Source organism: Streptomyces sp. SID13031, from assembly GCF_010548305.1.
Classification (GTDB): domain Bacteria; phylum Actinomycetota; class Actinomycetes; order Propionibacteriales; family Kribbellaceae; genus Kribbella.
The window spans coordinates 189,250-216,009 of record NZ_JAAGLV010000003.1; the positions used below are offsets into that span (position 1 = coordinate 189,250).

The 26,760-nt window shown below is 68.6% G+C and carries 26 protein-coding genes and 1 riboswitch; of the genes, 15 read left to right on the plus strand and 11 right to left on the minus strand.

The features are described from left to right. Positions 1–45 precede the first annotated feature (45 nt). Both G3I17_RS08210 and G3I17_RS08215 read left to right on the plus strand, forming a co-directional pair. Positions 46–1,164 (plus strand): enolase C-terminal domain-like protein, encoded by a 1,119-nt coding sequence (locus tag G3I17_RS08210; protein ID WP_343238238.1) that lies wholly within the window; start codon positions 46–48, stop codon positions 1,162–1,164. Next, entirely contained in the window at positions 1,164–2,108 is a 945-nt protein-coding gene (locus tag G3I17_RS08215) for a dihydrodipicolinate synthase family protein (RefSeq protein ID WP_164595333.1), read from the plus strand. The genes G3I17_RS08210 and G3I17_RS08215 overlap by 1 nt, the downstream gene beginning before the upstream one ends. Here G3I17_RS08215 and G3I17_RS08220 read toward each other — a convergent pair. The 3 genes from G3I17_RS08220 to G3I17_RS08230 are packed head-to-tail and all read right to left on the minus strand — an operon-like array spanning position 2,083 to position 4,748. Continuing rightward, positions 2,083–2,826 carry an amidohydrolase family protein gene (locus G3I17_RS08220; RefSeq protein ID WP_164595334.1) on the minus strand — a complete coding sequence of 248 codons (744 nt, stop codon included), beginning with the start codon at positions 2,824–2,826 and terminating at the stop codon, positions 2,083–2,085. The genes G3I17_RS08215 and G3I17_RS08220 overlap by 26 nt on opposite strands. A 1-nt stretch (position 2,827) precedes the next feature. Next, entirely contained in the window at positions 2,828–3,574 is a 747-nt protein-coding gene (locus G3I17_RS08225; protein WP_164595335.1) for a hypothetical protein, read from the minus strand. Beyond that, positions 3,567–4,748, minus strand: a complete 1,182-nt coding sequence (locus tag G3I17_RS08230) for a DegT/DnrJ/EryC1/StrS family aminotransferase (protein WP_164595336.1) — start codon at positions 4,746–4,748, stop codon at positions 3,567–3,569. Before G3I17_RS08230 ends, G3I17_RS08225 begins: the two co-directional genes overlap by 8 nt. A gap of 162 nt (positions 4,749–4,910) precedes the next feature. On the opposite strand from G3I17_RS08230, the gene G3I17_RS08235 reads away from it, so the two are divergent. Continuing rightward, the gene (locus G3I17_RS08235; protein WP_164595337.1) at positions 4,911–6,140 is read left to right on the plus strand and encodes a helix-turn-helix domain-containing protein; all 1,230 of its coding nucleotides are present in this window, start codon (positions 4,911–4,913) and stop codon (positions 6,138–6,140) included. Between the two features lie 41 nt (positions 6,141–6,181). On the opposite strand, the gene G3I17_RS08240 is transcribed toward G3I17_RS08235, so the two are convergent. Then, positions 6,182–7,204, minus strand: coding sequence for a zinc-dependent alcohol dehydrogenase family protein (locus G3I17_RS08240; protein ID WP_164595338.1), 1,023 nt, complete (start codon positions 7,202–7,204; stop codon positions 6,182–6,184). Positions 7,205–7,262: 58 nt separating this feature from the next. On the opposite strand from G3I17_RS08240, the gene argG reads away from it, so the two are divergent. After that, positions 7,263–8,717, plus strand: coding sequence for an argininosuccinate synthase (argG, locus tag G3I17_RS08245; protein WP_164595339.1), 1,455 nt, complete (start codon positions 7,263–7,265; stop codon positions 8,715–8,717). Between the two features lie 123 nt (positions 8,718–8,840). Here argG and G3I17_RS08250 read toward each other — a convergent pair whose 3' ends face one another. Together G3I17_RS08250 and thrC are read right to left on the minus strand one after the other, a co-directional pair. After that, positions 8,841–9,116, minus strand: coding sequence for a MoaD/ThiS family protein (locus G3I17_RS08250; protein WP_164595340.1), 276 nt, complete (start codon positions 9,114–9,116; stop codon positions 8,841–8,843). After that, positions 9,113–10,381, minus strand: coding sequence for a threonine synthase (thrC, locus tag G3I17_RS08255; RefSeq protein WP_164595341.1), 1,269 nt, complete (start codon positions 10,379–10,381; stop codon positions 9,113–9,115). The genes G3I17_RS08250 and thrC overlap by 4 nt, the downstream gene beginning before the upstream one ends. A 14-nt stretch (positions 10,382–10,395) precedes the next feature. Then, positions 10,396–10,536: riboswitch (SAM riboswitch) on the minus strand. A gap of 155 nt (positions 10,537–10,691) precedes the next feature. Here thrC and G3I17_RS08260 point away from each other — a divergent pair. Then, a complete protein-coding gene (locus G3I17_RS08260) occupies positions 10,692–11,549 on the plus strand; it encodes a glycoside hydrolase family 16 protein (protein WP_164595342.1) in 858 nt (285 codons plus the stop codon). A gap of 116 nt (positions 11,550–11,665) precedes the next feature. Next, a complete protein-coding gene (locus tag G3I17_RS08265; protein ID WP_164595343.1) occupies positions 11,666–12,487 on the plus strand; it encodes a GntR family transcriptional regulator in 822 nt (273 codons plus the stop codon). Here G3I17_RS08265 and G3I17_RS08270 read toward each other — a convergent pair. Next, positions 12,380–13,627, minus strand: coding sequence for a cation:proton antiporter (locus G3I17_RS08270; protein WP_164595344.1), 1,248 nt, complete (start codon positions 13,625–13,627; stop codon positions 12,380–12,382). The genes G3I17_RS08265 and G3I17_RS08270 overlap by 108 nt on opposite strands. An 86-nt stretch (positions 13,628–13,713) precedes the next feature. After that, positions 13,714–14,514, minus strand: coding sequence for a DNA-3-methyladenine glycosylase 2 family protein (locus G3I17_RS08275; protein ID WP_203589900.1), 801 nt, complete (start codon positions 14,512–14,514; stop codon positions 13,714–13,716). A 501-nt stretch (positions 14,515–15,015) separates the two neighbouring features. Between G3I17_RS08275 and G3I17_RS08280 the strand changes: the two genes are divergently transcribed. After that, positions 15,016–15,486: a hypothetical protein gene (locus G3I17_RS08280; protein WP_164595345.1), complete on the plus strand. Its 471-nt coding sequence runs from the start codon at positions 15,016–15,018 to the stop codon at positions 15,484–15,486. On the opposite strand, the gene otsB is transcribed toward G3I17_RS08280, so the two are convergent. The 3 genes from otsB to G3I17_RS08295 are packed head-to-tail and all read right to left on the minus strand — an operon-like array spanning position 15,452 to position 17,205. Continuing rightward, entirely contained in the window at positions 15,452–16,285 is an 834-nt protein-coding gene (gene otsB / locus G3I17_RS08285; protein WP_164595346.1) for a trehalose-phosphatase, read from the minus strand. The genes G3I17_RS08280 and otsB overlap by 35 nt on opposite strands. Continuing rightward, positions 16,282–16,893, minus strand: a complete 612-nt coding sequence (locus G3I17_RS08290; protein ID WP_164595347.1) for a LytR C-terminal domain-containing protein — start codon at positions 16,891–16,893, stop codon at positions 16,282–16,284. Before G3I17_RS08290 ends, otsB begins: the two co-directional genes overlap by 4 nt. A 3-nt stretch (positions 16,894–16,896) precedes the next feature. Continuing rightward, positions 16,897–17,205: a DUF3263 domain-containing protein gene (locus G3I17_RS08295; RefSeq protein ID WP_164595348.1), complete on the minus strand. Its 309-nt coding sequence runs from the start codon at positions 17,203–17,205 to the stop codon at positions 16,897–16,899. Positions 17,206–17,374: 169 nt separating this feature from the next. On the opposite strand from G3I17_RS08295, the gene G3I17_RS08300 reads away from it, so the two are divergent. From G3I17_RS08300 to G3I17_RS08335, 8 genes are all read left to right on the plus strand, one after another. After that, complete coding sequence (locus tag G3I17_RS08300; RefSeq protein ID WP_203589901.1) at positions 17,375–18,811, plus strand: amidase; 1,437 nt, start codon at positions 17,375–17,377, stop codon at positions 18,809–18,811. Then, positions 18,802–19,806 (plus strand): Gfo/Idh/MocA family oxidoreductase, encoded by a 1,005-nt coding sequence (locus tag G3I17_RS08305; RefSeq protein ID WP_164595349.1) that lies wholly within the window; start codon positions 18,802–18,804, stop codon positions 19,804–19,806. Before G3I17_RS08300 ends, G3I17_RS08305 begins: the two co-directional genes overlap by 10 nt. 6 nt (positions 19,807–19,812) lie before the next feature. Beyond that, positions 19,813–21,210 carry a trehalose-6-phosphate synthase gene (locus G3I17_RS08310; RefSeq protein ID WP_164595350.1) on the plus strand — a complete coding sequence of 466 codons (1,398 nt, stop codon included), beginning with the start codon at positions 19,813–19,815 and terminating at the stop codon, positions 21,208–21,210. After that, positions 21,197–22,642 (plus strand): FGGY family carbohydrate kinase, encoded by a 1,446-nt coding sequence (locus G3I17_RS08315; protein WP_164595351.1) that lies wholly within the window; start codon positions 21,197–21,199, stop codon positions 22,640–22,642. The genes G3I17_RS08310 and G3I17_RS08315 overlap by 14 nt, the downstream gene beginning before the upstream one ends. Further along, positions 22,639–23,001 (plus strand): hypothetical protein, encoded by a 363-nt coding sequence (locus G3I17_RS08320; protein ID WP_164595352.1) that lies wholly within the window; start codon positions 22,639–22,641, stop codon positions 22,999–23,001. The genes G3I17_RS08315 and G3I17_RS08320 overlap by 4 nt, the downstream gene beginning before the upstream one ends. A gap of 127 nt (positions 23,002–23,128) precedes the next feature. Beyond that, on the plus strand, positions 23,129–24,742 hold the full coding sequence (locus tag G3I17_RS08325) for an alpha/beta hydrolase (protein WP_164595353.1): 1,614 nt from the start codon (positions 23,129–23,131) through the stop codon (positions 24,740–24,742). Between the two features lie 102 nt (positions 24,743–24,844). Beyond that, on the plus strand, positions 24,845–26,137 hold the full coding sequence (locus G3I17_RS08330) for a sensor histidine kinase (protein ID WP_164595354.1): 1,293 nt from the start codon (positions 24,845–24,847) through the stop codon (positions 26,135–26,137). After that, positions 26,040–26,714 carry a response regulator transcription factor gene (locus G3I17_RS08335; protein WP_164595355.1) on the plus strand — a complete coding sequence of 225 codons (675 nt, stop codon included), beginning with the start codon at positions 26,040–26,042 and terminating at the stop codon, positions 26,712–26,714. Before G3I17_RS08330 ends, G3I17_RS08335 begins: the two co-directional genes overlap by 98 nt. The last annotated feature ends 46 nt before the right edge of the window (positions 26,715–26,760 follow it).

Below are 26,760 nucleotides of genomic sequence, written 5' to 3' on the forward strand. Positions count from 1 at the left end.
CGTAAGTCCTTTTTTCGTGTGGCGCGACCCCCTAGGAGCAGAATCGTGAGTGTCGCATCGCAGCCCATCGGTTTGCCGGCCGCTATGGCCGCCGGCTCGATCGCGCAGATCCGGACCCGGGTGGTGCGCGCGGCGTACCGGCGGCCGTTCCGGATCAGCAGCGGCGTGAGCAACGAACTCGTCAGCCTGGTGGTGGAGGTCGAGACGACCGACGGTGTGATCGGCATCGGCGAGACGTCCCCGATGACGGCGTACACGGGTGAGACGCTGGCCGGCGTCAGGACGGCGATCGAGGAGCACCTCGCCCCGGCGCTGATCGGCCACGACCCGCTCGACCGGGCCGGCGCCCACCTGGTGATGGACACCGCGCTGCGCGGCCAGCATGTAGCCAAGTCGGGCCTCGACATCGCCCTGCACGACCTGGCGGGCCTCTTGAGCGGCTGGCCGGTCCACGTCCTGCTTGGCGGCAGCATCCGCTCCCGGGTGGAGACTGCCTGGGTCGTAGGGCTCGGCACACTGGACGAGATGGCGGCGGAGGCTGCGGAGTACGCAGAGCGCGGTTTCCGGCACCTGAAGGTCAAGGGCGGCGAGGACCCTGCGCGCGACCTCGAACTGGTGCGCGCCGTGCTTGCCGCGCTTCCGCCGGGGGCAGAGCTGAGTCTGGACGCAAACGAGGGATATGACGCCGCTACTGCACTGCCGGTGCTCTCCAAGATGGCCGACGCGGGTCTGGCGCTCGTGGAGCAGCCACTGCCGCGCTGGGACCTGGCAGGGCTCGTGCGGCTCCGGGAGCGGCTCGACCTGCGACTGATGGTCGACGAGAGCATGCAGTCGCTGCAGGACGCCATGGAGATCGTGCGGCGCGGCGCTGCCGACGTACTGAACATCAAGATCCTCAAGGTGGGTGGTCTGCACCGCGCTCTCCAGATCGCACACCTGGCCGAGGCTGCCGGGCTGGCGGTCAAGGTGGGGTCGATGCCCGAGCTGGGGGTGGCGACACTGGCCGCAGTGCATCTGGCGGCAGCTGTGCCCGGCGCTACAGTCCCGGCTGACCTCGTCGGGCCGCTGCTCGTCCGGGAAGAGCCGCTGGCCCCCAAGGCCTTCGCTGACGTCAACGGCTGGGTGGAAGTGCCTACCCGGCCGGGACTGGGACACGACCTCTGATGCACCCCCTGGTTGATCAACTCCGCGGCACGCTCCTCCCCGCTGTCGTCACACCGATGGACAGCTCGGGCGTCGTCGCGTACGACGCCCTGGAGGCCTATGCCTCGGCTATTGCGGCTGGGTCCATCGGTGGAGTTGCTGTGTGGGCTCACACCGGCCGGGGGCTCTATCTGAGCGAGGCGGATCGCGGGAAGGTCATGGCGACCTGGCGGGCCGCTACTAGGGCTCCTCTGGTGGCTGGGGTTGGGATGCCTCGCAGTACTCCTGTCTCGACCTTGCAGGAGGCCGAGGACGCCACAGTGGCGATGGCTGTCAACGCAGCGGGCTTCGGGGCCGATGCGGTGATGGTCTACCCACTGGCCGCCTACGGCTCCCTCCCTGACGGAGATGCCGCCGCCGTGCGGCTGCACCGGCGGGTAGCGGCCGAGAGCGGGCTGCCGCTGGTCGGCTTCTACCTCCACGGCGGCGCCGGCGGCTACCCGTACCCGCCGTCGCTGATCCAGGAATTGCTGTCGCTCCCGGAGATGCTCGGCGTCAAGACGGCCACCCTGCACGACGCCGTCTCGTGTCAGGACGCGATCTGGGCGGGGCGTAGTACCGGCAAGCTGTTGATCACCGGCGAGGACCGGATGTACGGCCCGTCGATGATGTGGGGCGCCGACACGGCCCTGGTCGGCATCGCCGCCGCCCAGGTCGAGCTGTCGGCCGCCGTACTCCGCGCTTGGACCACTGGAGCTCATGCTGAGTTCTTGAGCGCCTCGGAGCGGTTGGACCGCTTCGCCGCGGCCACCTTCTACGACCCCATCGAGGGCTACATCCAGCGCATGCTCTGGGCCGCCGTCTGGGAAGGCCTACTCCCCGAGGAAGCCGCTCACGACCCCTACGGCCCTTCGCTGCCGTCGTCCGAACGCGACCTGGTCATCCGTTGCCTGGAAAGCCTCTGAACAACCTGTCCGCATTGCCGGAGAGCACCTGTTCGAGCTCTCCTTCGGTGAAGCCCGCGTCCCGGATGACCCCGAGCGAGATGCACGGATCGATCAACGTCGAGTCGGTCCCGAACAAGAACTGCGCCATCGGTACGCCGACGCTGCGGGCGAAGCCGATCCGCCCGGCATCCGTCACCGTGCGGCAGTGCTCGAGATAGATCCGATCGCACTCGACCGCGGCGTGTGCCGCCTCCCGCCAGGCATCTCCCCCTGCATGCCCAGCGATCACCTTGAGACCGGGCCGCTTCGCCAGCATCGCCGGCAGTAGCGCGACGTCCGTCCCCCAGGTATGCAACAGCAGCGGCACCCCGACCTCGTCCAGCATGTCGAACGTGTCCGCCATCAACGGCGACCCGATCCCCACTCCTGGATAGGTCGTATGAATCTTGGCCCCGACGAATCGTCCCGTGCTCAGACAGTCCCTGAGGTCTTCGGCGCTACGCTCCAGCCGGTTGGCGTTCACCACCGCATAGCCGTGCAGCCTGGGTTGCCCGACCAGTACCTCGGCCAGCTTCGCGTTCCCCGCCACCGCGTCGTACACGACCGCCTCGGCCGCCGACACGATCTGCCGCTCGATCCCGTACCGATCCATCAGCTCGAGATTGAGCGCGACATTCCCTACGTCCAGGTGAAACGGCCACGGCCCCCAGTGCCCGTGCACATCGATGATCCGCATCTCAGCCGACCAGCTTCTTGATGTTGCCGCCGGCAATCAATACCCGGTCCTCGGCCCTGATCCGCGCGTACCGCAACCGCAGCGTCTGCGGCGAGACGTCCATGAACGGCGTCCGCGATCCGAACACCAGATGCTCCGCCCCGACCGTGTCGACCACCCGCTCGATCCCGTCCGGACTCGACAACATCCGCGTCGTCGCCCTGAACCCGGCCTCCTGCCTGGCCATCAGGAGGAAGTCGCCCAGCAGATAGACGTGCAGATCCAGAAAGACGACCTCGGCGCCCCGGCCCGCCAGCACGTCCCCGAACTTCCGCGGATCCCCGTCCTGCAACAACACCAGCCTCCGCCGGATGGCCTCGTCGACGACGTGCCGGTAGCCAGGTGTGTCCCCCAACACCCCTTGGGCCCCGGTGAACAATCGCAGAAACCGAACCCCTTGCTCCACCAGCTCGTCAAGCCGCTCACCGGCGGCCATCGGGTCCCGGAGATCCACCGTTCCCACCGGAATCAACCCGATGGCTGAAGGCGACGAGCTGGTCGCGGCCAGGGTCTCCGTGTTGCCCGCCTGGTCCGAGAAGAGGGCTCCCCGGGTGGAGATGGCCAAGGCGTTCTGGATCCGATGGTGAGCCAGGTGAGCCTTGAGGGTTTCCAGGTCGGTGTCGGTGGAGCGGGCCGGCCACGGGCCGAAGAAGACGTCCGCGTCGTACTCGATGTCTTCTTCAGGGGTTCGGGTCAGCCAGTCAGCCACCGGCGTGCACCTTCCGGATCGCTCGAGCGATGTCGTCGACGTCGGACTCCGTGTAGGCCTCGTTCCAGGGCAGTACGACGAGGGTGCGGTCGATCAGCTGCTCGGCGTTCGGGCACAAGCCCACCGGATACTCCCGGCCTTCGAGTGGATAGCGCGACGTGCCGTAGACAGGACCGCTGAAGACCGGGTTCGCATACAGCGGCCGATCCAGATAGCCGGCCGACGCGGGCACCCCCTCGGCAGTCAGCCCCTCCGCCCACGGACGGTTGTCGTCGACGATCAGCGGGAACAGCCAGAAGGCGTGCCCAACCAGCGACGGCAACGCGACCCCCGCCAACTCCTCTCCCGACCCGAGTGCCGCGATCAACTGCGCGGCTGCCTCCCGCCGGCGCTTGACCACCTCGGCGACCTTGCCGAGCTGAGCGCGGGCGACCGCGGCCACCAGCTCCGTCATCCGGTAGTTCAGGCCGAGCATGAGGTGCACCCGGCCGCCCGAGCGATCCCAGCCCTTGTCCATGAAGAGCCGCATCCGCGAAGCCAGGTCCGGATCAGCAGTGATCGCCAGCCCGCCGTCCCCCGCGGTGATGTGCTTGTACTGCTGCAAGCTGAAGCAAGCGATGTCGCCGAACGTCCCCAGCAACTCACCATCCGTCGTGGCCCCGAGCCACGCCTGGGCGCAGTCCTCGATCAGCACCAACCCGTGCCGATCGGCGATGGCCCGCAACGCGACCACGTCCGCCGCCGCACCGAACAGATGCACCGCGATGATCGCCCGGGTCCGCGAGGTGATCGCCGCCTCGACCGCCGCCGGATCCAGGTTCCCCGTCAACGGATCGACATCGGCGAACACCGGTACGCCGTTCTGCGCCAGGATCGGTGCGACCGTGCCGAAATCGGAGATCGGCGTCGTGATCACCTCGTCGCCCGGGTCGAACCCCACCGCCGCGACCGCGAGGTGCAACGCCGCGGTGCCAGAGCTGCACGCCACCGCGGTACGCCCGTAGAGCGACTCCATCTCGGCTTCCAGCGCCCGCGCCTCGCCGCCGAAAGTGCTGCACAGCACCGCCGAATCGAGCACCCGCAAGACGGCGGCTCGCTCCTCGGCGCCGATGGTCCGCCCGGCCGGTACGAGCACCCCGGGCAACGGCGTACGGCGTACTGGCGCTCCGGACATGAGCGGCTCCCCGAAATCTGCAGCAATTTAGGTCTTGACCGAAACCTAGGAGACAGCGTCAGATGGCGTCAAGGGTGCCTCGCAGCGTGCAAGCAGTGCGCTATTGTGCCGCTTCGAGGGCCGGAGCAGACTTTTCACGGGTCCATTGAGGAGCGCAGAGCAGTGATCAGCGTCGGGATCATCGGCCCGGAGGACCTGGTCCAGCGCGTCCTCGCCGTCGGTACCTCGAACAACCCGGCGACCCTCGTCCCGTTGCCCTACCGGCACGAGACAGAGGCCGTCCAGCTGGTCGAGCAGGTCCGTGAGCAGGTCGACGCGATCCTCTTCACCGGTGTCGTGCCGTTCACGATCGCCACCGAGGCCGGCGTGATCGACCGCCCGGCGATGTACGTCTCGTACGACGGCGCCACCTTGCTGCGCGCGCTCGTCGAGCTGCTCCGGCTCGGCCACGACGTCACCCGGCTGTCGATCGACACCCTGCGCCGCAGCGAGGTGATCGAGACGCTGATCGAGGCCAAGCTCCCCACCGACGACATCCAGGTCCTGCCGTACCGCGCCGGGCTTACGTCGGACGACATCGTCGCCTTCCACCGCAACGTCCACGAGCAGTACGACACCAAGGTCGCGATCAGCTGCCTCGGCTCGGCGTTCCACCTGCTGGAGAACGAGATGCCCTCGGTGCGCCTGGCGCCCTCGCGGTACTCGATCCAGTCCACCCTGCAGGCCCTCGTGCTCACCACCACCGGCCAGCATGTCGGCGACGCCCAGGTCGCGCTCGGCATCATCGAGCTCCCCGAGCCCGACGACGCGCTGGCCCGCGACCTGATCACCCTGGGCGGCAGCCTCGCAGTACTGCCCGACGGCCGGAACCTGGTCGTCACCACCCGCGGCCTGCTCGAACAAGCCACCGAGCAGTTCAGCCGGATGCCCCTCCTGGACGCCCTGGCCGCCCGTCACGCCACCGCCCGGGTCGGCTTCGGAGTAGGCCGCACCGCCGCCGAAGCCGAAGCCCTGGCCAGACGAGCCGTCAGCCGAGCCGCCTCGATGGGCCCGGTCGCCGGTGTCGTCTCGATGTCGGACGACGTAGAGATCGTGATCGAGCCGTCCAGCGACCAGGACCAGCCGGCCCCCGACCGCGGCCCAGAATCCCTACCGCTGCTAGCCCGCCGGGTCGGCCTCAACACCCAAACCCTCTCCCGCATGCGCGAACTGGTAGCCACCCTCCCCGACGGCCTAACCACCCAAGACGTCGCCGAACACCTGGCAGTCCAACTCCGCACCGCCCGCCGAGTCCTCAAACGCCTAGAACGAGCCGGCCTAGCCGACCCAATAGGCAGCCAACAACACGGCCGAACCGGCCGCCCCCCCACGGTCTACCTAATCCGCCTCTAACCGCCCAAATCGCGGGCGGCGGAGGGCTGCCGAGGTCGCGCTCAGGGCTTGATGACGGTGACGCCTGCTGGCGTGCCGGTGCTCAGGGCGGCGAGGGCGGCCGGTACTTCCTCCAGACCGATGGTCCGCGTGATCAGCTCAGCGGGCCTCAAGTTGCCACTAGCAACCAGCGAAAGCATCTCGGGGTAGGCGTGGGCCGGCATTCCGTGGCTGCCCAGCCACTCCAGTTCCTGGCCGATCAGCCGGCCCACGTCGAGCTGGACGCCGCCTGGTAGCAACCCCACTTGCACGTGCCGCCCTCGCGGCCGCAAGGAGTTCAATGCGCTCTGCACGATGGCAGCTGACCCCAGCGCATCCATCGTGACCTGCGCCCCGCCGCCCGTGAGATCCAGCAACTCCTGCACGACAGTCTCCGAGGACACCACCGCGTCCGCAGCACCGTACGAGCGCGCCAACTCCAACGCAGCCGGATTCGTGTCGACGGCGATCACCCGGGCGCCGAGAGCAGCGGCGATCATCACCGCCGACAACCCGACCCCGCCGCACCCGAAGATCACCACGTTCTCCCCGGCCACCACCCGACCGACCTGCCGGACAGCCCGGAACGACGTGGCAAAGCGGCACCCCAGCCCAGCCGCAGTACCGAAGTCCATCGAATCCGGCAGCCGCACGAGATTCACCGCAGCGAACGGCAGTGCGACGTACTCCGCGAACGACCCCCAGTAGTTGAACCCCGGCTGCAACTGATTCGGGCAGACCTGCTGATTGCCCGACAGGCACTGCTCACAGCTCCCACAAGCGCAGATGAACGGCGAGGTGGCGCGATCGCCAACCGCCCAACCCTCCACCCCAGAGCCGATCGCGGCGATCGTCCCGGCCAACTCATGCCCCGGCACATGCGGCAGCACGATGTCCGGATCGTGCCCCTGCCACCCATGCCAGTCACTGCGGCACAGCCCGGTCGCCTCGACCTTCAACACCACCCCGCCAGGCTCAACCTCGGGCTCGGGTACCTCCTGTACCACCGGCAGTACGCCGTACTGGCGGATCACAATCGCGCGCATCGGGTCATCCTATCCAGACGGTTTGCATGATCATGCAGACCAGTGCATACTTATTCTCATGTCCAAGGTCATCACCTCTCTGCCCGTCGGCGAACGGGTCGGCATCGCCTTCTCCGGAGGGCTCGACACGTCGGTCGCGGTCGCGTGGATGCGCGACAAGGGCGCCGTGCCCTGCACCTACACCGCCGACATCGGCCAGTACGACGAGCCCGACATCGACACGGTCCCCAGCCGCGCGAAGGCGTACGGCGCCGAGATCTCCCGGCTGGTCGACTGCCGCGCCGCGCTGGTCGAGGAGGGGCTGGCCGCGCTGACCTGCGGCGCGTTCCACATCCGCAGCGGCGGCCGGGCGTACTTCAACACCACCCCGCTGGGCCGGGCGGTGACCGGCACGCTGCTGGTCCGCGCGATGCTCGAGGACGACGTCCAGATCTGGGGCGACGGCTCGACCTTCAAGGGCAACGACATCGAGCGGTTCTACCGGTACGGACTGCTGACCAACCCGAAGCTGCGGGTCTACAAGCCGTGGCTCGACGCCGCCTTCGTCACCGAGCTCGGTGGGCGCAAGGAGATGAGCGAGTGGCTGCTCGCCCACGACCTGCCGTACCGGGACAGTACCGAGAAGGCGTACTCGACCGACGCGAACATCTGGGGCGCGACGCACGAGGCGAAGACGCTGGAGCACCTGGACACCGGGATCGAGACGGTCGACCCGATCATGGGCGTGAAGTTCTGGGACCCGGCGGTCGAGATCGCCACCGAGGACGTCACGATCGGCTTCGTCCAGGGCCGGCCGGTGACGATCAACGGCAAGGAGTTCGGCTCGGCGGTCGACCTGGTGCTGGAGGCCAACGCGGTCGGCGGCCGGCACGGGCTCGGGATGTCCGACCAGATCGAGAACCGGATCATCGAGGCCAAGAGCCGCGGTATCTACGAGGCGCCCGGGATGGCGCTGCTGCACGCGGCGTACGAGCGGCTGGTGAACGCGATCCACAACGAGGACACGCTGGCGGCGTACCACAACGAGGGCCGCAAGCTCGGCCGGCTGATGTACGAGGGCCGCTGGCTCGACCCGCAGGCGCTGATGATCCGGGAGTCGCTGCAGCGCTGGGTCGGCTCGGCGATCACCGGTGAGGTCACGCTGCGGCTGCGGCGGGGCGACGACTACTCGATCATCAACACCACCGGGCCGGCCTTCAGCTACCACCCGGACAAGCTGTCGATGGAGCGCACCGAGGACTCCGCCTTCGGCCCGGTCGACCGGATCGGCCAGCTGACCATGCGCAACCTCGACATCGCCGACTCCCGCGCCAAACTGGAGCAGTACGCCGGCCTCGGCATGATCGGCACCGCCCACGCCGAGCTGCTCGGCGCCGACACCAACCAGCTCGGCGAGACCACCCTGATCGGCGAGATGACGACGGGCGGCGCAGACGCAATCGCCTCCCGGGGCGAGCCCAACCCCGCCGACACCCTCCTCGACAACGCCGCCATGGAATCCGGCACCGACTGACCGCCACTCCACTGCCGCGACGTCTCAGGGGTTAACCCCGCAGATGATGGGTTGCCCGCTCAGATTCTGACTGGGCAACCCGCCGTCTCAGGGGTTAACCCCTGAGACGGCGCGCGGGGCGGGTCAGCCGCCGGCGACGGCGGGGATGATGGAGATCTGGCCGCCGTCCTTGATGGGGGTCTGGAGGCCTTCGGAGAAGCGGACGTCGTCGTTGTCGACGTAGATGTTGACGAAGCGGCGGAGTTCGCCGGACTCGTCGAGGACGCGGCCCTTGATACCGGGGTATGAGGTGTCGAGGGACTCGAGCACCTCGCTCAGGGTCGCCCCCTCGACGGAGACCTCGGAGACACCCTGGGTGTAGGGGCGCAGGATGGTCGGGACACGGACGCTCACACTCACTGCAGACCAGCCTTCACGAAGGCGTCGTACGACGCGGGGATGGTGACCTTCGGGCCGACCCGGTCGGCCACGGCGTCGAGCGTCTTGAGCCCGTCGCCGGAGTTGATGATCACCGTCTCGGCGTCGGGGTCGAGCTGCCCCGTCTCGATCAGCTTCTTCAGCGTCGCGACGGTCACCCCGCCCGCGGTCTCGGTGAAGATGCCCTCGGTCCGGGCGAGTAGCTGGATGCCCTGGATGACCTCTTCGTCGCTGACGTCCTCGATCACCCCGCCGGTACGCCGGGCCACGTCCAGCACGTACGGTCCGTCGGCCGGATTCCCGATCGCCAGCGACTTCGCGATGGTGTCCGGCTTGACCGGCTTCACCACGTCGTAGCCGTCGCGGAACGCCTGCGCCACCGGCGAGCACCCGGTCGCCTGCGCTCCGTAGATCTTGTAGTCGGTCGCGTCGACCAAGCCCAGCTTGCCGAGCTCGGTGAAGCCCTTGTCGATCTTGGTCAACTGCGAGCCGGACGCGACCGGGATCACCACCTGCTGCGGGATCCGCCAGCCGAGCTGCTCGGCGATCTCGAACGCCAGCGTCTTGGAGCCCTCGGAGTAGTACGGGCGGACGTTGACGTTCACGAACGCCCAGCCCTCCTCCTCACCGGCGATCTCGGAGGCGAGCTTGTTGACGTCGTCGTAGTTGCCCTCGACGGCGACCAGCGTTCCGCCGTACACGGCGGTGGTGATGATCTTGGGGCGCTCGAGGTCCTGCGGGATGAACACGACCGAGCGGATGCCTGCTCGCGCGGCGGCCGCGGCGACGGCGTTCGCGAGGTTGCCGGTGGAGGGGCAGGCGAAGACCCTCATGCCGAGCTCGCGGGTGGCACTGAGTGCACTTGCGACAACCCGGTCCTTGAAGGAGTGGGTCGGGTTGCCCGAGTCGTCCTTCACCCAGAGCTTCCGCAGACCGAGCTCGCGGGCCAGGTTGCCGGCGTCGATCAGCCGGGTGTAGCCGGGCTCCATGTTCGGGAAGCTGGCCACGTCGACGGGGACGGGCAGCAGCGGCTGGTACCGCCAGATGTTCTTGGGTCCGGCTTCGATCTGTTCGCGCGTGATGGTCGGGAACTCGTACCCGACCTCCAGCGGACCGAAGCACTCCATACAGGCGTAGAACGGACCGAGCTCGGACTTCGCGCCACAGGCGCGGCAGCTCAGATGCGTTCCGTTGCCGAAGGCACCTTCACGGATGGTGTGGGTGGTGGCTGCGGTGCTCAGGCTCATGACGGAGTTTTCCCTCCTCATCTTCCCCGGACCGGATCTCGGCACAGGACGGATTTGGCACCGGTCCGCCGCCGAACGCCTCGGATCGAGACGCCCTACGGGGAGGGTTGCCGGGACTTCAACGGGCCGTTTCCCTCAGTCCCTCTGGATGAGCACTGCCGAGGTTACCCAATCGGGTCCATATTGTGTCTCCCGGTCCCATCATGCGAGACAGTCGATCTCATCTCCCGGCCGCCGCTCTGGAGCAATATTGACCACTTCCTGACCAGTGTGGGATCGTGCGGGACATCGACCACACCCAGGAGGTGTCATGAGACGAGCCCGCCCCACGGCTGCGCTGATCGCAGTCGTCATCGCCTCGGCAGCGCTGGCCATCACGTCCGCCACGGCCGACCGCAAACCCGAGTACGTCCCGCCGCTCGCGATCAGCTGGCAGGACGATTTCAGCGAACCGGCCGGTACCAGGCCGAGCCCGGCGCGCTGGACCTTCGAGCTCGGCGGCGAACCCGCCTGGGGCAACGAGGAGTGGCAGTACTACACGAACCGCCGCGAGAACGCGTCCACCGACGGCGCCGGCAACCTGGTCATCAGCGCCCGCAAGGAGAAGCTGCCCGGGATGGAGAAGTGCCAGTTCGGGAGCTGCGACATCACCTCCGCCCGGATCACCACGAAGGAGAAGTTCGACCAGGCGTACGGCCGGTTCGAGGCGCGGATCAAGACGCCGGCCGGGCAGGGCCTGTGGCCGGCGTTCTGGATGATGGGCAACGACATCGACGAGGTCGACTGGCCGGGCAACGGCGAGATCGACATCATGGAGATCATCGGCAAGGAGCCCGGCACGCTCTACGGCACGGTGCACGGACCGGGGTACCACTCGGAGAACGGTCCGGGCGGCCAGACCTCGTTGCCGGCCGGGCAGAAGTGGTCCGACGCGTTCCACGTCTACAGCGTCGAGTGGTCGCCGGCCCAGATCCTCTGGAAGGTCGACGGACGGCAGTACCTCCGGATCACCCCGGCGAACCTCCCGGCCGGCGCCAAGTGGGTCTTCGACCACGAGTTCTACCTGCTGCTCAACCTGGCTGTCGGTGGGGTCTGGCCGGGTCCCCCGAACTCCGCCACCGCGTTCCCGGCCAAGATGCTGGTCGACTACGTTCGGGTGTACAGCTAGTGTCCCGAGTTCGAAGTTGTTTGACAGTGGATGATTCTCAAGTGCCGCGAGGTGCGTGCCTGGGCGCCACCCACGTCAAAGAACTTCGGACTCGGGGCACTAACGTTTGGGACCTTGTGACAGCCAGCCTCCGCAAGCGCGATCGTGCGCGCGAACACCTGATCGGCCTGATCGAAGCACGGGCCGTCGGTCAGGCGATCCCGTCGGAGCGCCAGCTGTCCGCCGAGCTGGGGATCTCCCGGCCGACGCTGCGAGCCGTTGTCGACGATCTGATCCGCGACGGCTGGCTGGTCCGCGAACACGGCCGTGGCATGTTCGTCGGCAGCCCCAAGGTCGTCCAGGAGATCGTCGGCGGTCCCACCTCGCGTGGGGCCGCCTATCCTCCGGCCGCGGGGACGTGGACCAGCCGCGTGCTCGACCACGCGGTGATCCCCGCCGGCATGACGCTCGGCAGCCGCCTGCGCGTCACCCCGGGCACCCCGGTACTACGGATCGCCCGGCAGCGGCTCGTCGACGGTGAACCGATGTCGGTGGAGACCATCCACGTCCTGGACGAGCTCGTCCCGGCCATCGACCTCAGCGCGATCGAGACTGGCTCCTTCTATGCGCTGCTTCGGGACCGGTACGGCGTAGTACCGACTGATGCCGAGCAGGTGCACGAGGCTGCAGCAGCGGACGCCACCGAGGCTTTGCTGCTTGGCGTGGCTGCGGGAGCGCCCGTGCTCGTCCTGGAGCGACTGACCCGGGATCAGAACGGACGGCTCTTCGAGTTCACCCGAGCCGTCTACCGCGGCGACCGGTACCGCGTCACGACCCAGCTGTCGCTCGGCTCAGGCGGCGCGATCGCGGCGGAGGTCCAGCATGCGCATGAGTGGAGTGGCGGCGACACCGTGGACGACCACGCTCAGCACGACGGTGAAGCCGACGGTCGCCCATAGCCACGGCAGGTCGGTGCTGAAGTCGGCGCCCGCGTCGGCGAGGTAGAAGACCGAACCGACACCCCGTACGCCGAACGCGGCCGCCACCCATCGCTCGGACCGGCCCATCGGCGTACCGGTGAGTGAGATCCAGGCAGTCAATGGGCGGATCACCAGGACGAGCAGGAGCCCGATCGCGGCGCCTGCCCAGGTCAGTGGCTTGAGCAGCCCGCCGGTGACCGCCACCCCGAGAAGCAGCAGGATCCCCCAGGTGAGGATGTGCTCGAGCTGCTCGATGAACCCGTGCAGCTCCCCGTGGAAATCGTGGCTGCGCTCCGAGGCCCTTAGCGTCAACGCGGCGACGAACACGGCGATGAATCCGTAGCCGTGCAGTACTTGGGTGAGGCCGTAGACGCCCAGGGTCATCGCCAGCGCCAGTACCGGTTCGCGCGAATCGGCCAGCCGGAAGGTGCGCGACGGCGCGGAGAACGCCATCTTCCCGAGCAGCCAGCCGGCGCCGACCCCGATGGCGACGCCGATCACGGTCTTGCCGATCAGATCCCAGGCGAACCACTCCAGCGCCCAGTGCCCGACCGTGCCTTTGGTCGCGGCGAAAACGGCCGCGTAGATGAACGGAAACGCCAGCCCGTCGTTCAACCCGGCCTCCGAGGTGAGGGCGAACCTCACCTCGTCATCCTCCTCGGGCTCAGCGCCCGCCCCGGTCGTCGGCCCTTGCACCTGTACGTCCGACGCGAGCACCGGATCGGTCGGAGCCAGTACTGCGCCCAGCAGCAGTGCTGTGGCAGGCGCCAACCCGACCAGCCACCCCACCCCGGCGACAGCGGCGATACAGGCCGGCATGGCGACCAGCAGCAGTCGCCAGGTCGCCTTCCATCGCTTCCACCCAATCGGCCGATCGATCGCCAGCCCGACACCCATCAGCGCGACCAGGATCGTCAACTCGGCCAGATGCTCGGTCAGCTCCGGCTCAGCAATCGGGCTGACCCGCCCCTGCTGCACGAACAGCCCCAGCAGCAACCCGGCCGCCACGAACGCGATCGGCGCCGAGATCGCATACCGCCGCAACAGCCGCGGCAGTACGGCCCCGACCAGCAGAGCCACGCCCGCAACCAGGTACAGCCCATCCCCGTCAATCTCCATATTGCGAACCCAGTGCCCAGCCCGCCCCGACTTCAGTACCCGGGGACAGCCTGAAACGGCCGACCACTCTGGCGTCTTCCGAGCGCTCAGCGCAGGCGGTGGGTGGCGCCTGGGGTGTGGGTTGGGAGGGATTTGCGGGGGCCGTAGCGCGGGTGGCTGATGCCGGCCAGCCCCAGCAGGGCTTGTACGCGGTACCGGTGGCCGCGGTAGGGCTCGATCAGTTCGGCGCAGCCGTCGTCGTCGAGCTCTTCGCCGGTCAACGCGTAGGAGACGTCGCGCGAGACGTGGTAGTCGGCGAAGGAGAACGCGTCGGCGTCACCGTGAGCGCGCTGCCGGACCTCGGCCGCGGTCCAGACGCCCACGCCAGGCAGGGATCTGAGCCTGCGCTCGACCTCAGCTCCATCGGTCAGCTCAAGCGTCCGCTCCAGCGCGGCGGCCCGCGTCGCCGCCGTGATCACCACCCGCGACCGCCGCCCCTCGACGCCCGCCCGCAACCACTGCCACGACGGAATCAACCGCCACTCCTCCGGCGACGGCGGCACCATCATCTTCCGCCCGTCAGACGCCCCCGGCCCCGGCGCCGGCTCCCCGTACTCCCGCAGCAGCATCCGCCACCCCGCGAACGCCTCCTTGCCCGTCACCACCTGCTCGATCCCAGCCGCCGCCATCGCCTCGAACACAGCCCGAGTCCGAGGCACCCGAAAATCAGCAAACCGCCGAGCCGCCTCCACCAACGCCGGATGCTCCGCCAGCGGCTCGAACCCCTCCCAGCTATCCCCGTCCCCCAACAACTCAGGCACCCCATCGACAGCCCAGGCAGCCCCCGGCCCCCACGCCTCCGCCTCGACCTCACCCAGCGCGGAGTACGGCGTAAGCCTGATCAGCACCGGCCCATCAGGCGTCCTCGTAGCCCGCCAAACCGTCCGCCGCCCCGCCTCGAACACATACGCAGGATCCCCGGGCCCCTTCCGCAACCCCCCAATAACCACATGCGGATCCACCACCCGCCCAGCCCGCCACCGCCGCACCACAGAACTCACACCACCCAGTCTCACCCACCCCACCGACAACCGCTGTTGGAGCCCCACGCAGCTACCCACCCCAGCAGCCCGGACGGCCACGCATACCCAACCTGGCCGGCAAGCGCTTCCCTCGGCACATCAAGCCGCCGACCCGGGTTTTGCATGCGTGGCCGTCCGGCCGTCGCTAGCGTCCGAAGAAGTGGCGGAACGTGTTGCGCAGTTGTTCGGACGTAAGGACTGGGCAGACGGTGGCGGGCTCCGCGTTGTGGGGCATTTCCGTGGTCGCCGCTGGAGGGATGTCCTAAGAATTGCGACATTAGGACATCGGGGTGGAGGGCGGTTGATACTGAGAGCGGAGGTGGGGCGATGTCGGGGTGGCAGGTGGTGAAGTCGGTGGGGAACGCGGTGAATCTGTCGACGCTCGCGGGGGTGATCGTCGGGGTGATCGGGCGGGCGAAGTTCAGTCGGGGGCCGCGTGGGTTGTTCTACGCGAACGGCTACAAGCTCGGGTTTCCGGTGGCCAGTGCGTTCACGATCGGGAACGTGGTGTTGAGCATGCATGATCGGGCGTACTTCGAGGCGCGGCCGATCCTGGTCAAGCATGAGGAGCGGCATTCGTGGCAATACTTCTGTTTGCTCGGGTTGCCGATGCTGCCGCTCTACGTCCTCGGCGTCGTCTGGTCGTTTCTTCGGACCGGGTGCCCGGCCTCGCGCAATCCGTTCGAACGGCTCGCGAGTCTGACCGACGGTAACTACGACGAGAAGCCGGTGCGGCCGCTCGGTCAGGCCTTGACTCAGGCGTTCAGCGGGTTGCGATCGCGTCCGAAAGGGCCGTGAGGACGGTTACTACGCCGGCTGGGTCGTCTACGACTATGTCGGCGGCGTCTGTGAGGGCGGTGGCGCCTGAGGAGCGGGTAGCCACTAGTACTGCGTGTAGGCCTTCGGAGCGGAGGGCGTTGAGGGCCTGGAAGGCGGCTAGGTCGCCTAGGTCGTCGCCGGCGTAGAGGACTGAGCGCGCGCCGGTGGACTCGATCAGGCGGCGGAGGGCCACGCCCTTGTCGATGCCGGGTGGGCGGAGCTCCAGGACCAGGTTGCCGGGCTCCAGGCGGAGGTTGACCGACTCGGCCAGCTCAGTCAGCGGCTGGCGCAGTGCTTCGAGCGCAGGCACCGGCTCGGCAAGGCGGCGGGTGTGGATCGCCAGTGAGCTGCCCTTGTCCTCTACGAAGGCATCCCCCAGCCCCGCCTCATGCAGTAGCGCAGGCAGCTTCTCCCGAGCGACAGCAACCCCCGCAGGTACAGGGTCGCTGGTGACAGCTCCAGTAGAAGCCTCCCACCGCTCCAGCCCGTAGTGACCCAGTACTACGAGACGCCCGAGCCCCGGATGCCCAGTGACCCCAGACAGCTCGGTGGCGACCAGTGCGGGCCGGCCGGTCACGATGGCTATCTGGCCCACCGAGCGGGCCAGCCGGGCGAGTGCATCCAGCGCTCCATCGGCCGCGCGGGACATCGACGGGTCCTCGACCAGGGGTGACAGCGTGCCGTCGAAGTCCGAGGCGATCACCGCGCCGGCCGGGTTCTCGACGATCGCTTCCCAGCCCTCCCGCCCGGCTGCAGTCGCCAGCACGGGAGTGCTCATCCGGCGTAGTCCGTCGTCAGGATGACGCTCAGCCGATCTTTCTTCATGTTCGGCAGGGCGTCCTTGGTGCGGCCGACCCCGATGTCCTTGGCGAGCTGGTTCGCCTCGGCCTGCATGCCGGCCGGGAAGTACACCGTGCTGGCGACGATCTTGCCGTGCCAGTTGTCCCGGCCGGTGACGATCCAGCCGGACTGCCGGGCCCGGATCGCGACATCCTCGGCGAGACCCTTGCGCGGAGTGTTGTTGTAGACCTCCACGGCCGGCCGCTCGGAAGCTGGGATCGATGCCGGAGCACTCGGCGGCGCGGTCGGCTGGCCGGAGGGCTCCGTGGACGGCAGCGAAGTCGGCTCCGTGACAGGCACAGAGCTGGGCTTTGCAGAAGGCGTGACCGGAGGCGTCGTCGGATCAGCCGAGGACGGCGTCACCGAAGGCTTGACAGAAGGCTTGGTCGAAGGCGTGGTCTTGCCGGCCGGCTTCCCCGAGTCGGCCACGCTGTCGTTACCGCGGGTGCCGAACAGCACCAGCAGCCCACCGACGATCGCGACGACGGCGAGCACGGCGACGAGGGACGAGAGGACCTGGCCCTTTTCGTCCTGCGAGCGGTTCAAAGTTCAGACCTCGATGCCCAGGCGGCGGGCGGATCGGGCCCGTTGGCGAGCAGCCCGGAGCCGGCGCAGACGCTTGACCAGCAGCGGGTCGTGCGCGAGGGCCTCGGGCTTGTCGATCAGGGCGTTGAGCACCTGGTAGTACCGGGTCGCCGACATCTGGAACTGGTCCCGGATCGCCTGCTCCTTGGCTCCGGCGTACTTCCACCAGTGCCGCTCGAAGCCGAGGATCGCACCGTCGCGGTCAGACAACCCAGCGATAGCCGGCAGGGCTGCTTCGGCGGGGCCGGAAGAGCTGGCGTTGGCGCTGTCCATCTGCTGGTGACTCCCGTGCGGTCGGTGATCGTCCGTCCGCGTTCCACCCTACGCGGAGAACGACAGCAATGTCATTCACCGCGCAACTACCCAGGGTTGTGTCGCGGGACTCATCCCACGGACACCAGGCGGACGGCCGGGCAGGCTCAACTCTGGCAGGATCGACGGTGTGAGCTCAACTCGACAGGGCCCCGGCGACGTGTCGCCCGGTCCGCGAACCGCCGTCGCGACGGTCGAGGAGCTGCAGAACCGGTACTCCGAGCTGAATCCCCTCGTGAACGCCGTCTGCACCCCCAACCCAGCAGCCCTGACCGAAGCCACCCGACTGGACACAGAGCGTGACGACGGGCGGGCTCGTGGACCACTCCACGGCCTCCCCGTGCTGGTGAAGGACAACATCGACACCGCCGACCTGCCCACCACCGCGGGCTCGCTGGCGCTGGCCGGCCAGCCACCCCCGCCGTACGACGCCCCGCTGGTCCGCCGCCTGCGTGAGGCCGGCTGCATCATCCTGGGCAAGACCAACCTGAGCGAGTGGGCCAACTTCCGCGGCTCGGCCTCGTCGTCCGGCTGGAGCGCGTACGGCGGCCTGACGCGCAACCCGTACGCCCTGAACCGCTCGGCCGGCGGCTCCTCGAGCGGCTCCGGCGCAGCAGTCGCCGCCGGGCTGGCCGACCTGTCGATCGGCACCGAGACCAATGGGTCGATCGTCTGCCCGGCCGCCCTCAACGGCGTTGTCGGCCTCAAACCGACCGTAGGGCTGATCCCCCAGCAGGGCATCGTCCCGCTCAGTCATTCCCAGGACACGGCCGGCCCGATGACCAGGACGGTCCGCCAGGCCGCCGCGCTGCTCACCGTGATGACCGGCGGTGGCACTGACTACGAGGCCAGCTGCCGAGGGGAAGACCTCACCGGCCTTCGCATCGGAGTACCGCGGGGTCCGTTGTGGGGGTATTCGACCAGCCTCGACCAGGTCACCGAGCACTCCCTGACCCTCCTCTCAGCAGCGGGCGCGACGCTCGTCGACGGGCTGTCACTGCCGTCGCCGGGCAGCGAGGAGGACCAGCTCGCGATCCTGGCGTACGAGATGAAGGTCGACCTCGCCGCCTACCTCGCCACTCGCCACCCGGGCGGCCCGCGCAACCTGGCGGACGTGATCGCCTTCAACAACGCCCACGCCGACACTGAGCTCCGGTACTTCGGACAGGAGCTGTTCGAGCGCTCGGACGAGACCGATGGACTCGATTCGGCGATCTACGCCGCGGCGAGGTTGTCCGGACTGCGGGCCGGCCGCGACGGTATCGACAACCTGTTGCGCGACAATCAGCTCGACGCCCTGGTCACGCCGTCCTACTCACCGGCCTGGGCGATCGACCTGATCAACGGCGATCACGTGCTCGGCAGTTCGTCGTCCCATGCGGCGCTGGCGGGCTATCCGCTGCTGGCGGTGCCGTCCGGGCTGGTCGAGGGCCTGCCGGTCGGAATCACCTTCCACGGCACCGGCCGCAGTGATGCCACCCTCATTCGCTTGGCGCACGCGTTCGAAACCGCGAGAATCAAGGCTCACGGCCCGTTCCCGACCCCGGAGTTCAGACAATGGGTGTAGAAGATCGAGTCCGCTGGGGAATCGTTGCTACTGGCAACATCTCCACGTCGTTCACCAAGGACCTCGCCGTACTCAGCGACGAGGCGGTGGCCACTGCCGTCTCCTCCCGGTCCCTGGAGAGCGCCAACAAGTTCGCCGACGAGTTCGGCATCGAGCACCGGTACGACGACTGGCGCCGGCTGATCGACGATGGCCAGGTGGACGTCCTCTACATCGGTACTCCGCACCCGCAGCACTACGCGATCGCCCGGGCCGCCCTGCAGGCCAAGATCGCCGTGCTGTGCGAGAAGCCGGTCACGCTGACCGCGAAGCAGGCCCGCGACCTGATCGCCGTCGCCGCCGAGAACAACACGCTCTTCGCCGAAGCGATGTGGATGCGTACCAACCCCGTCATCCAGGCGTTCTTCGAAGACCTGGCCAAGGGCACGATCGGCGAGCCGATGGAGGCCCTGGCAGACTTCGGCTTCCACAAACCGCGACTGCCGGCCCGGTTGCTCGACCGCGACCTGGGCGGCGGCGCACTGATGGACGGCGGCATCTACCCGATGACGTTCGTCCACATGGCGCTCGGCAAACCCGCCGAGCTGAAGGCCGTCGGGTCGCTCAACGACGACGGCGTCGACCTGAACGTCGCGATGGCCTGGCGCTACGACTCCGGCGCCGTCGCAGCCCTGACCTGCGGGCTGCGCTCCCAGAACCCTTGGACGGCCTCGGTCAGCGGCCCCGAGGGCAGCCTGCTGCTCCCGAACCGCTTCCACCACCCCGAGTACTACGTCCGCAGTACGGCGGCGGGCCAGGAGCGGGTGGAGGTACCGGCGCATGGCCTTGGGTACCACTATGAAGCAGCCGAGGTGATGCGGGCCCTGCGAGCGGGGCAGATCGAATGCCCCGCCCTCCCGCATGCCGCCACGATCGAAATCCTCGACCTGCTCGACGAGACGCGTAGACAGATCGGGGTCAGCTACCCCGGCGACGACGAATACCTGGGTGGATAAACACTGATGCCGAGCGGACGCAGTTCCTTCGTGGTGGTGGCCAACCGGCTCCCTGTCGACCGGATCGAGATGCCCGACGGTACGACGGCCTGGCGCCGCAGCCCCGGTGGTCTGGTGACCGCCCTGGCACCGGTGATGCAGCGGCACCACGGCGCCTGGATCGGCTGGACCGGTGGCGCCGACGAGAAGCTGGACCCGTTCGACGAGGCCGGCATGCATCTGGTCCCGGTGACGCTGTCGGCCGAGGACATCGAGCTGTACTACGAAGGTTTCTCCAACGCGACGCTCTGGCCGCTCTACCACGACGTGATCGTGGCGCCGGAGTTCCATCGCGAGTGGTGGGAGTCGTATGTCGCCGTGAACCGCCGCTTCGCGGAGGCCGCCGCGGAGGCCGCCGACGACAACGCGGTGGTCTGGGTGCACGACTACCAGCTGCAGCTCGTCCCCGCGATGCTGCGCCGGTTGCGGCCCGACGTACGGATCGGCTTCTTCCTGCACATCCCGTTCCCGCCGACCGAGCTGTTCGCGCAGATGCCGTGGCGCCGGCAGATCCTCGACGGGCTGATGGGTGCCGATCTGGTCGGCTTCCAGCGGCCGGGCGCGGCCTCGAACTTCGCCCGGCTCGCCCGCAACCGGATGGGGCTGCGGACCCGCGGCGACCGGATTCACCTGCCCGACGACCGGGTCGTCCGGGCCAAGGCGTTCCCGATCTCGATCGACGTCGGCGAGCTCGAGGAGCTGGCCCGCCAGCCCGAGACGATCGCCCGCGCCGCCGAGATGCGGCAAGAGGTCGGCAACCCGGCGCACATCCTGCTCGGCGTGGACCGGCTCGACTACACCAAGGGCATCCGGCAGCGGCTGCGCGCCTTCGGAGAGCTGCTCGACGAGGGCCGGGTGTCGGTCGACGACGCCGTTTTCATCCAGGTGGCGACGCCGTCGCGCGAGCGCGTCGAGCAGTACCGCGTACTCCGCGACGAGATCGAGCTGCTGGTCGGCCGGATCAACGGTGAGCACGGCCGGATCGGGACGCCGGCGATCAACTACCTGCACACGTCGTACTCACGGACCGAGATGGCGGCGTTGTTCCGGGCCGCCGATGTCGCCGTGGTGACGCCGCTGCGCGACGGGATGAACCTGGTCGCCAAGGAGTACGTCGCCTGCCGGTACGACGACACGGGCGCGCTGGTGCTGAGCGAGTTCGCGGGCGCGGCCGACGAGTTCCGGCAGGCGTTCCTGGTGAACCCGCACGACATCAACGGGATGAAGGACACCATCGTCGACGCGATGAACACCGACGACCGCCAACTCGGCCGCCGGATGAAGGCGATGCGCAAACACCTCGCGGCCCATGACGTGAATGTGTGGGCGGCATCGTTCCTGAAGGCGTTGCATGCCGAGGACTGACGGCCCCAAGCTTGACGGGCGCTGCCTCGCACTTGATCTGGGCACCTCCTCTGCTCGCGCCTTGGTGCTGTCTGAGGACGCCTCACCGATTCCCGGGGCGTTGGCGCGGCACAAGATCAGTCCGACGTACGCCGCTGCCGGTGAGGCAACCCTCGATCTGCATGACTACATCGAGGGCCTGCTCGGGTGTCTCGACGAGTTGCAGCAGAACGGGCAGCTGACTGATATCACCGCGATCGTGCTGTCCTCGCAATGGCACTCGATCATTGCCCTGGACAACAACGGTGCAGCGCTCACGCCGGTGATCCCGTGGGTCGACACCCGTTCTGTCGATCTCGCGCTCGACCCGTCCTTCGACGAGCGCGCCTTCCACGCTCGCACCGGCGCCTGGCTGCACCGGCTCTACTGGACTCGCCGGATCCCCTGGCTCCGGTCGTTCACCTCGCCGGCGAGCTATGCCGGGCTCCCCGATCTCGTGCTCGAGCGGCTGACCGGTGAGCGCGTAACGTCGGTCTCGATCGCGTCCGGGACAGGCACGCTCAACCTCGCCAGCGGGGCGTATGACGACGAGGCGCTGGCCGTAGCCGGGGTAGCGGCCGGCCAGCTCCCGCCGATCGTGGCGACCGGCTGGACCGGCGCGCTCTCCAGCGAGTATGCGAGACGCTGGCCGGGGCTGGTCGGCGTACCGATTCATCCGCCCACCGGTGACGGCGCCGCCTCCAACGTCGGCACCGGCGGCTATGACGAGACCACAGCGGCAGTAACAGTCGGTACTTCGGCCGCCGTGCGCGTCGTGCACCCGATCGAGGGCGCACCCGAGCTGCCGTGGGAGCTGTGGCGCTACCGCGTCGACGACCAGCGTGCGGTGACCGGGATGGCCTTCTCCGCCGCCGGCAACCTGCACGCCTGGCTCACCGGCGTACTGAATCTCGATGCTCCTGAGCCCACCGACGTGGAGATCGGCTCATCGCGCGTGATCGCGATCCCGTTCCACGCCGGCACCCGGCCGCCGGACACCGTCCCGAGCGGTTCCGGCGTGTACTTCGGACTGTCGTTCGACGACACCGCCGCCGACCTGCTCGCCGCTTCCCTGCAAGGCGCGTCGCTGGAGATCGACCGCGGTCTGCGGATGCTCGATGAGCTGTTCGGCCGGCCGCTCGAGGTCGTCCTGGGTGGCGGCGGCATCGACGCGTCCGCGTGGTGGCGGCGCTGCCTGACCGCGACCTTCGACCGGCCGACCGAGGTCTGCTCCGAGCCCGAGGTCGGCGCCCGCGGCGCGGCAGCGGTCGCGCTCGGCCTGACCCCGCAACCCGGTGGTGACCATCTGGAGCCGGTGGCCGCCGAGGTCGACCGGGTGAAGGCGCTCCGCCCCCGCTACGAGACCCTCCGCGGACTCGCGGTCCAAGCCTCCACAGAAACGAGCATCGGGTGAGCTCCGATCCGCACGCCGACTATGCGAGCAACCTGCAGGCCGAGATCCAGCGGATGCTCGCGACGGACATCGTCGTGCTGGCTGCGCGGAGTTTCGTGGCGCTTTTCCCCGGCGTCTATCTCGGCCGGGACCTCGGCCCCGGCAAGATCCGCAAGTGGCTGCGCGAGGAGTTCGGCAAACCCCGCTGGACCGAGACCAACACCTACGCCTTCGACGCCCTGACGGTCGAGATCGAGCTGATCTACGAACGCGCCCGGGTCGCCGCTCGCAAATCGGGCGGCCAGCTGATCCTGCTCCCCCGGGGCCTCCAGCTGCTCGCCGCACCCGACCCGGTCGCCGCGCTCCGCGAGCTGCTCTGACCACCCACTGCCGACCTTTCTGGCAGGCTGGAATTGCAGTTTCCTGCAAGTGCTTGGCCCTCCTGGGCGACCTGTCGGCGAGGTAGGTTGCGGACGCACCCGTCCCTCTCCTGGAGGTAGTTCGCCGATGCGTCTCCGTCTGGCCCTCACTGCCACCGCCACCCTGGCCCTGATAGCTCCCGCCGTACCGTCCCTCGCTGCTGCTCCGGCTGGCGCCCCGGTCGTTGCCCCAGTCGTTGCTGAGAGCAAGCATCCCCGGGCGCTGGTCTTCGGCGCCTGCCCGGAAGACGTGGCGGGCCGGTTCCCAGCTCTCACCTGCGCGACCCTGACTGTCCCGCTGGACTACTCACGCCCGCACGGCGCCACCCTCTCGGTGCTGGTCACCAAGCACGCGGCGAACAACCCGGCCAAGCGACTCGGCGCGCTGCTGGTCAACCCGGGCGGCCCGGGCGGCGGCGGAGCGGTTCTGGCCGGAACGCTGTCGACCCCGGACGGTACCGGCTTCACCCGGCTCGAGGCCGGCGTCCTGGACGCCTACGACGTCATCGGGTTCGACCCGCGCGGCGTCTGGCACAGCTCTCCGATCAGCTGCGCCGCTCCCGACCACTTCGCCCCGCCGCAGCCGGACCCGGACGTCAAAGCCAACCGGAGCGAGCTGTGGGGGCTCTGGAGCAGCTACGCCCAGGGCTGCAACGCCAAGAACAAGGCGGTCCTGCCGCACCTCGGCACGGTGAACGTCGCCCGCGACATGGACGCCATCCGCGCGGGGCTGGGTGAGCAGAAGCTCAACTATCTCGGCTACTCCTACGGCACCTACCTCGGCGCCGTCTACGGGCAGATGTTCCCGCAGCGGGTCGGCCGGATGATCATCGACGGCAACGTCGACCCGACCCCGAAGGACCTCTGGTACCAGGCCGGTCTGACCCAGTCGGCCGGGCTGCAGAAGCGCTTCGACGGGGACTACCTGCCCTGGGTCGCGAAGTACGACAGCGTCTTCCACCTGGGCAAGGACGTCGCGACCGTACGGGCCGCCTGGAACAAGACGCTGACCGAGTTCCGCACCACGCCGCACGGGGTCGTCGGCGGCAGCGAACTGCTCGGTACGGCGTACGGGGTGATGTTCTCCGAATCGGGCTGGATCCCGTTCACCCAGGCGCTCAGCGCGTACGCCGTCGGCGGTGACGACGCCGATCTGGTCGACTTCGCCACTCCCAGCACGAGTGCGGACTCCGAGGAGGACAACGCCATCTTCAACGCGGTGATCTGCGCCGACTCGAAGTGGTCGCGTAGCCGGGCGACGTACGAGCACGATGCGGCCAAGCTGGCCAGGACCTCGCAGTTCGCCTGGTACAACATCTGGACCAGCGGCAGCGCCTGCCAGAGCTGGGCCTTCGACAGCCCCGGCCGGGTCAGGATCACCGGCAAGAACCTGCCCGGCGTGCTGATGTTCAACACGATCGGCGATCCGGCCACGCCGTACGCCGGCGCGCTGAAGATGCACAAGTCGCTGCCGACCTCGGTCCTGGTCACCGAGAAGGACTCCGGCAAGCACTGCGTCTTCGCCAACGGCCGCGCCGCCGTCAACCCGGCCGCGAACGCCATCGGTACGAAGTACCTGCTGACCGGCGAACTGCCCACTAGCGACACGACAGTGGCCGGCCACCCGCTGCCCATCCCCACGCCTGCCGCCGCAGCACGCACCAAGAGCTTCGAACTGAACCGCAGCACACCCTTCGAGTAACCCGAACGGCAGCTTGAGCCTGGCTGTACCGCGTTCGTAGTACTGCGTTGATACGGCCGGCGGACGACGCGTTCGCCGGCCGTGCGCACGTAGAGTGATGGAATGGCAGCAAGTCCCTGGTGGTATCCCCGGTTCAAGGCGCACCCGCTGGCGTACGACTACGCCATCGTGCTCCTCCTGGTCACCATCAACCTGCTGCAACCGGGCACCAAGCGCGACGGCACCCAGATCGACCTGACCCTCACTGGCACGATCCTGATCCTGATCGCCTGCCTGCCACTGGCCTTCCGCCGGAAAGCCCCGCTCCTCGTGCTGGCGATCACCACACTGGCGACGATCGGCTACGCGGCCTACGCGCAGGTGAAGAGCCCGATCGGCCTCGCGCTGGCCTGCGCGACCTACACGGTGGTATCCCAGAAGGGCCGGCAAACCCGGTCGGCCGCGGTCTGCATCCTCGTCGTGGTGATGATCGCCACGGCCGTGCTGTTCACCGACGGCGACCTGCTCGCGAACCTCTCGGTCGCGATCTTCGTGCTGTTCGCCGCTGCCATCGGTGAGGCGGTGCGCTACCGGCGCGCCTACCTGCACGAGCTGGAGGATCGCGTCCGGCAGGCCGAGCACTCCCGCGAGGAGGAGGCCGAGCGCCGGGTGATCGAGGAGCGGCTGCGGATCGCGCACGAACTGCACGACGTGATCGCCCACCACATCGCCTTGATGAACGTGCAGGCCGGCGTCGCCTCCCATCTGCTGCGCGAGCAGCCCGACGAGGCCGATAGAGCGCTCGCCCTGGTCCGCGAGGGCGGCCGGACCGTGCTGTCCGAGCTGACCGTGCTGCTCGGCGTACTGCGCCGCTCGGGCGTCGACTCGCTGCCGACCGCTCCCACACCCTCCCTGCAGGAACTGAGTGCTCTGATCGAGTCGTCCACCGCGGCCGGAATCACCATCGACTGGCAGCCGCCGGTGCCCACGTCGCTCCCGGACGTGCTCGAACTGACCATCTATCGCATCCTGCAGGAGTCCCTCACCAACGTGGTCAAACACGCCCCTGGTGCCGTCGTCCGGGTCCGGTTCGAGGAACTGCGCGGCTCGCTCACGATCGAGGTCACCGACGACGGCGGCCACCCCGGTACGCCCTACCGCGACGTCGGTACAGCTGCTGCTCCGCTCGGCTCCGGCCACGGGTTGCTGGGCATGCGAGAACGCGTCGCGGCCGTCGGTGGAGACATGGCCGCCGGTCCGCTACCGCACGGCGGATTCCGCGTCCGTGCAGTCCTTCCCCTGGAAACTGGAGCAACTGGTGACGATCCGGGTACTACTGGCCGACGATCAGAAGCTGATCAGGAGCGGGTTCCGAGTACTGGTGAACTCGGCGCCCGATCTAGAGGTCGTTGCTGAGGCCGCGAACGGCCAGGAGGCCATCGAACTGGCCCACAGCGAGCGCGCGGACGTGATCTTGATGGACATCCGGATGCCGGTGCTCGACGGTCTGGCCGCGACCCGGCAGATCATCGCCGACGAGTCGCTGGCCGGGGTCAGGGTGCTGATCCTGACCACGTTCGAGGTCGACGAGTACGTCTTCGAGGCGATCCGGGCCGGCGCGAGCGGGTTCCTCGGCAAGGGCGCCGAGCCGGAGGAGCTGATCAACGCGATCCACACGGTCGCCCGCGGCGACGCGCTGCTGTCCCCGCTGGCCCTGCGGGGACTGATGAACCGCTTCCTGGCCCAGCCCGAGGTCGCCTCGGGGACAGGCTCGACAGATCTGGACGTGCTCACCGACCGGGAGCGCGAGGTGGTCGGCCTGGTCGCGCTCGGGTTGTCCAACGACGAGATCGCCGACCGGCTGGTGCTCTCTCCACTGACCGCCAAGACGCACGTGAACCGCGCGATGATGAAGCTCGACGCCCGCGACCGGGCCCAGCTCGTCGTGATCGCCTACCGCACCGGCCTGGTCCGGGCCGGCGCGGCGGAGTAGTCCGGCCAGCTCGGCGTACAGCCGCTGCAGTAGGGAGTACGGCAGA